Consider the following 5453-nt stretch of genomic DNA (forward strand, 5'->3'; position numbering starts at 1 on the left):
GCGGAACGGCCGGCCCGTGCCCGGCAAGGGCGACGTGGAGGGGGGACCCGGCGACGGGGGGGGGATCGAGGCGGCGGGCGGGGGGGGCGACGGGGAGACGCTCGGGTAACAACGGTGGGCGCAACCTCGCGGGAGCGCATCACCCGTTCCACCTCCAGCGGGGTGTTGGGTGGCCACGTCGCAGCGTCGCTTGCTGGGGACAACAGCGCGGGCCTGACGTATCGCTGGAGCGGTGCAGCGACACTCCAAGGCTGGCGCATTACACTGAGAGTCCTCGGTCCTCGGTCCTCGGTCCTCGGTCCTCGGCCCTGGGCTAGAGCATCGTGCCCCGGGCTGGCCCCGTCAGCGGCCCCTGTCCCAACTCCGGCAAAGGAGACCCCGTATGTGCGGCATCTGCGGCGAGCTGCGTCTCGACGGCACCCCGGCTGATCTGACGGCCATCGGCCGCATGCTCGGGCCGCTGGCACGGCGCGGGCCGGATCACGGCGGCAGCTACAGCGACGGGCCGCTCGGCTTCGGGCACCGCAGGCTCAGCATCATCGATCTCTCGGTGCGTGCCAACCAGCCCATGGTGGATCAAGGCCTCGGGCTGGCACTGGTGTTCAACGGCAGCATCTATAACTATCCGGAGCTGCGCCGGGAGCTGACGGGCCTCGGTTACCAGTTCTTCTCCGACGGCGACACGGAGGTCATCCTCAAGGCCTGGCACGCCTGGGGCGAGGACTCTGTGGCGCGCCTGCACGGCATGTTCGCCTTCGCCGTCTGGGACGCGAACCGCAAGTGCCTGTTCCTGGCTCGTGACCGCTTCGGCATCAAACCGCTGTACTGGACGGAGGACGCCAAGCGCATCCGCTTCGCGTCCAACACACAGTCACTGTTGGCCGGCGGCGGCGTCGACACGAGCATCGATCCGGTGGCGCTCAACAACCTGTTCACACTGCACGCCGTGGTGCCCGCGCCGCGCACCGTGCTGAACGGCGTGCGCAAGCTGCGGCCCGCCCACTGGCTGCGTATCGACGCCGACGGCCGCCGCACCGAGCGCGCCTACTGGCAATTGGACGCCACCCGGCCGGCACCGGGCTCGGGCTGGCCCGACTCCGATGAAGAATGGGTCGAGCTGATCCATGAGCGCCTGCAACGTGCGGTGCAGAAGCGCCTGGAGATCGCCGACGTGCCCGTGGGCGTGCTGCTCTCCGGCGGGCTCGATTCCAGCCTGCTGGTGGCACTGCTGGCCGAGCAGGGCGCGCGGGACCTGCACACCTTCTCCGTCGGCTTCGAGGACACGCCGGAGGAGGCAGGCAGCGAGTTCGAATACTCGGACCCGGTAGCCGCCCGCTACGAGACGCGCCACCACCGCTTCCGCGTACCGAACAGTCAGGTGCTGCGCCGTTTGCCGGAAGCGGTAGATGCCATGGCCGAGCCCATGTTCGGTCAGGACGCGGTGGCTTTCTATCTGCTCGCCGAGCAGGTCTCCCGCGACATCAAGGTGGTCCAATCAGGGCAGGGGGCCGACGAGGTCTTTGGCGGCTACTTTTGGTATCCGCGCATCGCCGCGGACACCGAGGGCGGCCCCGCCGATAAGCTCCGGCGCCACTACTTCGACCGCGACCATGACGAGTACCTACAACTGGTGACAGATGCCTACGCGGGCCCCGACCACACCGGCACTTGGGCCGCAGACCGTCTCGCCGAGCCGCTGGCGGACGAGGTCATCGATGCGGTGCTCAGGCTCGATGTCACTACGCTTATCGTCGACGACCCGGTGAAGCGCGTGGACAACATGACCATGGCCTGGGGCCTGGAGGCGCGCGTACCCTTCCTGGACCATCAACTGGTGGAGGCCGCCGCCCGCTGCCCGCCAGCGCTGAAATTGCGCGACGAGGGAAAGTGGCCGCTCAAGGCCATCGCTCGCGGCCGGCTGCCGGACGCGGTGATCGACCGGCCCAAGGGCTACTTCCCAATGCCGGCGCTCAAGTACGTCCGCGGAGAGTTCCTGGACTTCATGCGGGATATTCTCAGCTCTGACGCCTGTCGCCACCGCGGCCTGTACCGGCGCGAATACGTGGATATGTTGCTCGCCGCACCCGATCAGCACCATACCCGCATCCAGGGCAGCAAGCTTTGGCACTTGGCATTGCTGGAGTACTGGCTGCAGCGGCAGGTGGACGCCGGATCCAACGGGGGCGCGCTTGCTGGCCTGGCCACGCGATGATCACGGCGGCGCCCGCGTCGCCGGGTAGCGAGTCGTGCTGCCAGCCCGTGGGATGGGTCGACTGGCGCTTGCCTCCCCCGCACGCTGACGAAGAAACCTAGTAAAATACTGGGGCACTTGATAAGCCATGCGGCAATCCCACTTCCCCCGCACGTAACAACGCTCCTGCCGAGGTATTGTGATGGACGTGCTCGAACGCATCGACCAACAGGTCAAGAATAATCCCGTCGTCATCTACATGAAGGGGACGCCGCAGATGCCACAGTGCGGCTTTTCCATGCGTGCAGCGCAGGCGCTCGGCAGCACAGGAGTACCGTTCGCTTACGTGAACGTGCTGCAGGACCCGGAAATCTTCGAGAACCTGCCGCGCTACGCGGACTGGCCGACCTTCCCGCAGATCTACATCGATGGCGAGCTCGTCGGCGGCTGCGACATCACGCTCGAGATGCATGAGAGCGGCGAGCTCAAGACCATGATGGAGCAAGCTGCTGCCAAGTCGGAGAGCGGCGACAGCGCGGCTTGACTGTGGTCCCTTGCCGACGCCGGCCCACCGTCGGCCATGCCGCGTCCTGAGCGGCGTAGCGCCCGCCACGCTGCGGGATCAGGGAAACGCCCTTCTAAACGCCCTTCTATCGGCGTTTCCCGTGCGGGGCAGGACGCCCCGCCATTTTTGGCGGCACAAGCCGCTGAAGATGAGGAACCGGGGGACTGTCCCACGCCTGAACAGGTCCGGCCCCGTCCGATTTTGGCCAGGATGGCCGAGGATGGCCTAAGAATGGATCTCTCCTCAGCCCCGAGCCTGTGCCGTCACCTCTCCCCAGCGATTGACAATAGTGCAGAATAGCGCTGCCGTCTTCTCCGCATCGTAGATTGCGGAGTGGGCTTCGCTGTCGTCCCAACCGAGTCCGGCGGCCTGCGCCGCTTTCGCGAGCACCGTCTGCCCGTAGGCGAGGCCGGCCAAGGTCACGGTGTCGAAAACGCTGAACGCGTGGAACGGATTGCGTTTGAAGTCCGTGCGCTCCACTGCCGCTTTGAGAAAGCCGAGGTCGAAATGGGCGTTGTGTCCTACGAGAATGGCGCGAGTGCAGCCTTGGGTGCTCACGGCCTTGCGTATCGGGTTCAGCACATGTCGCAGCGCATCACGCTCGGAGACCGCGTCGCGGAACGGATGCGCCGGGTCGATCTTGTTGAAGGCCAAGGCACGTGGATCGAGCTCGGCACCGATAAAGGGCAGCACGTGCGACGCCAGCGTCTGGCCCGGCACCAGCCGACCTGATGGCTCCATGCGAATGATGACGGCGGCGATCTCGAGCAGGGCATGGCGGCTTGCATCGAAGCCTGCTGTCTCGACATCCACGACGACCGGTAGGAAGCCGCGAAAGCGCCGGGCAATGGCAGGCTTGTCGTCGTCGGCGGCGTCCGGCTCGGCAGGGTTTGGCGTATCTGCGTCCATGTGGGCAGCATACGGAGTCGGTGCGCCGGACGCCAAATCGCAATGCGCGGTTCGCGCGGCGGCAGCTCGCAGCCTGGGGCTGTCTCTGGGCCGCCGGTCTGGACCCGTCACGGGCTTGCTCTGGAAACACTCGCCATGCGCGCCATGAGCTTGGCGACGACCGGCCGCAGCGGGCAGCTGTGGTGGCCAGTGCTGCTTTTGCTTGTAGCGGCTTGCGCTTGGGCCGAGCCCCGGGAAGAGGCGTCTACGCCGGCTGCCGAAGGGTTATTGTTCGAGCTGATCGCGCCCGGCGGTGGTCCACCGAGCTGGCTGTTCGGCACCATCCACAGCGAAGACCCACGCGTTCTGCGTCTGCCGGATGCGGTGGCGACTGCGCTCGCAGCGGCGGACACCTTGGTGCTGGAGGTGGTGCCCGACGCGGCGTCGGTGCGTATTGCCGCCGGCGCCATGCGCCTGCCGGCCGGCACCGAGCTCCGGGACCTGCTGCCGCCCGAGACCTATCGGCGTTGTGTGGAGGCGTTGGCGGCCAGGGGACAGCCGGAAACGGTGCTGCGCAAGCTCAAGCCCTGGGCGGTGATGACGCTGCTCAGCATGCCCCCGGCGCGGACTGGTGACTTTCTCGATCGGCAGCTGCACCAAGTTGCTGCGGCGGCGGGCAAGGCTACCATCGGACTCGAGACCACCGCCGAGCAGCTTGCGGTATTCGAGCAACTGACCCCTACGGAACAGCAGGCGCTGCTGCGGGCCGCGCTGGCGGCTCAGGGGGAGCAGGAGCGCCTGTTCGAAGCCCTCATCGATGCCTACCTGCGCGGTGCCTTGGGGGAGCTGCTCGCCCTCAGTGATGAGCATGCATCAGGCTTGACGCCAGATTTGCAGCGTCGTCTCCGGCACATCCTGATCCGCAGCCGCAATGCGCGGATGCTCGAGCGTATTCAGGCGCTGCCGGCAGATCAGCGCTATTTCATCGCCGTGGGCGCGCTGCACCTGCCGGGGGAAACGGGGATGCTCGCAAGCCTCAAAGCGGCGGGATACGGCGTTCGTCGATTGTACTGAGCAGCACCGCAGCGGCCTCGTCGCAGAGGACATCGGTGCGGGCGTCCGTGGGCGGGAGTGCGCCGGGCACTGTGTTACCATCCTCCGGCGTTTGCAGGGAGCAGCTCGAACCCCGGAGACCGAGTGCATGCCCAGATGGCCGAATCGCACCGCGATCGTGCTGGCGTTGTCGTGTGTCGTCGCTGCCTGTGCCTCGGTGCCGTCCGAGTACAGGGACCCGCGCGACCCCTGGCAGCCGTTCAACCGAGCGGTGTTCAGGTTCAACACCGACTTTGACAACGCCTTCCTGAAGCCGACCGCGCAGGCGTATCAGTTCATCACGCCTGAGCCTCTGGACGAAGGCATCACGAACTTCTTCAACAACATCGCCGACGCGACGTCTGCGGTGAATAATGTGTTGCAGTTCAAGCTGTCCCGGGCGGGCAGCGACGTCGGGCGCGTGTTCGTCAACACCACCGTGGGGTTCGTGGGCTTCTTCGATGTGGCCAGCAACGTCGGCCTGCCGAGCTACAAAGAAGACTTCGGGCAGACACTGGGGTATTGGGGCTTCGGGGCAGGGCCCTATTTCGTGATACCCATCCTAGGGCCCAGCACCGTTCGTGACACCTTTGGTCTGGCCGGCGATATCGTTCTGGACCCATTTTTCAACTTGGAGGAAGACGAGATCTACTGGGGCTTTGTGACGCTGCGGGTTGTCGACCGGCGCGCCGATTTGCTTGTCGCCGGGGAGTTGGT

General features: G+C 66.3%; 5 protein-coding genes. 4 read left to right on the plus strand and 1 reads right to left on the minus strand.

Annotation, left to right across the window (positions count from 1 at the left end; genetic code table 11):
- Positions 1 to 382 precede the first annotated feature (382 nt).
- Together I6U14_RS17635 and grxD are read left to right on the plus strand one after the other, a co-directional pair.
- Positions 383 to 2212, plus strand: coding sequence for an N-acetylglutaminylglutamine amidotransferase (locus I6U14_RS17635; protein ID WP_296901101.1), 1830 nt, complete (start codon positions 383 to 385; stop codon positions 2210 to 2212).
- A 181-nt stretch (positions 2213 to 2393) separates the two neighbouring features.
- Positions 2394 to 2735 carry a Grx4 family monothiol glutaredoxin gene (gene grxD / locus I6U14_RS17640; RefSeq protein ID WP_296901102.1) on the plus strand — a complete coding sequence of 114 codons (342 nt, stop codon included), beginning with the start codon at positions 2394 to 2396 and terminating at the stop codon, positions 2733 to 2735.
- A gap of 264 nt (positions 2736 to 2999) precedes the next feature.
- Here the strand turns inward: grxD and rnt are convergent, their stop codons facing one another.
- A complete protein-coding gene (rnt, locus tag I6U14_RS17645; protein ID WP_296901103.1) occupies positions 3000 to 3665 on the minus strand; it encodes a ribonuclease T in 666 nt (221 codons plus the stop codon).
- Positions 3666 to 3932: 267 nt separating this feature from the next.
- On the opposite strand from rnt, the gene I6U14_RS17650 reads away from it, so the two are divergent.
- Together I6U14_RS17650 and I6U14_RS17655 are read left to right on the plus strand one after the other, a co-directional pair.
- Positions 3933 to 4718, plus strand: coding sequence for a TraB/GumN family protein (locus I6U14_RS17650; protein ID WP_296901105.1), 786 nt, complete (start codon positions 3933 to 3935; stop codon positions 4716 to 4718).
- A gap of 127 nt (positions 4719 to 4845) precedes the next feature.
- The coding region (locus I6U14_RS17655) for a VacJ family lipoprotein (protein WP_296901107.1) at positions 4846 to 5453 on the plus strand (608 nt) is incomplete at its 3' end.

The sequence above is a fragment of the Thiohalocapsa sp. genome (assembly GCF_019695415.1).
Taxonomy (GTDB): domain Bacteria; phylum Pseudomonadota; class Gammaproteobacteria; order Chromatiales; family Chromatiaceae; genus Thiohalocapsa.

Coding starts and splice junctions, on each gene's coding strand:
- rnt (WP_296901103.1), bottom strand. CDS start 3,665: ATGGACGCAGATACGCCAAACCCTGCCGAGCCGGACGCCGCCGACGAC.
- I6U14_RS17635 (WP_296901101.1), top strand. CDS start 383: ATGTGCGGCATCTGCGGCGAGCTGCGTCTCGACGGCACCCCGGCTGAT.
- grxD (WP_296901102.1), top strand. CDS start 2,394: ATGGACGTGCTCGAACGCATCGACCAACAGGTCAAGAATAATCCCGTC.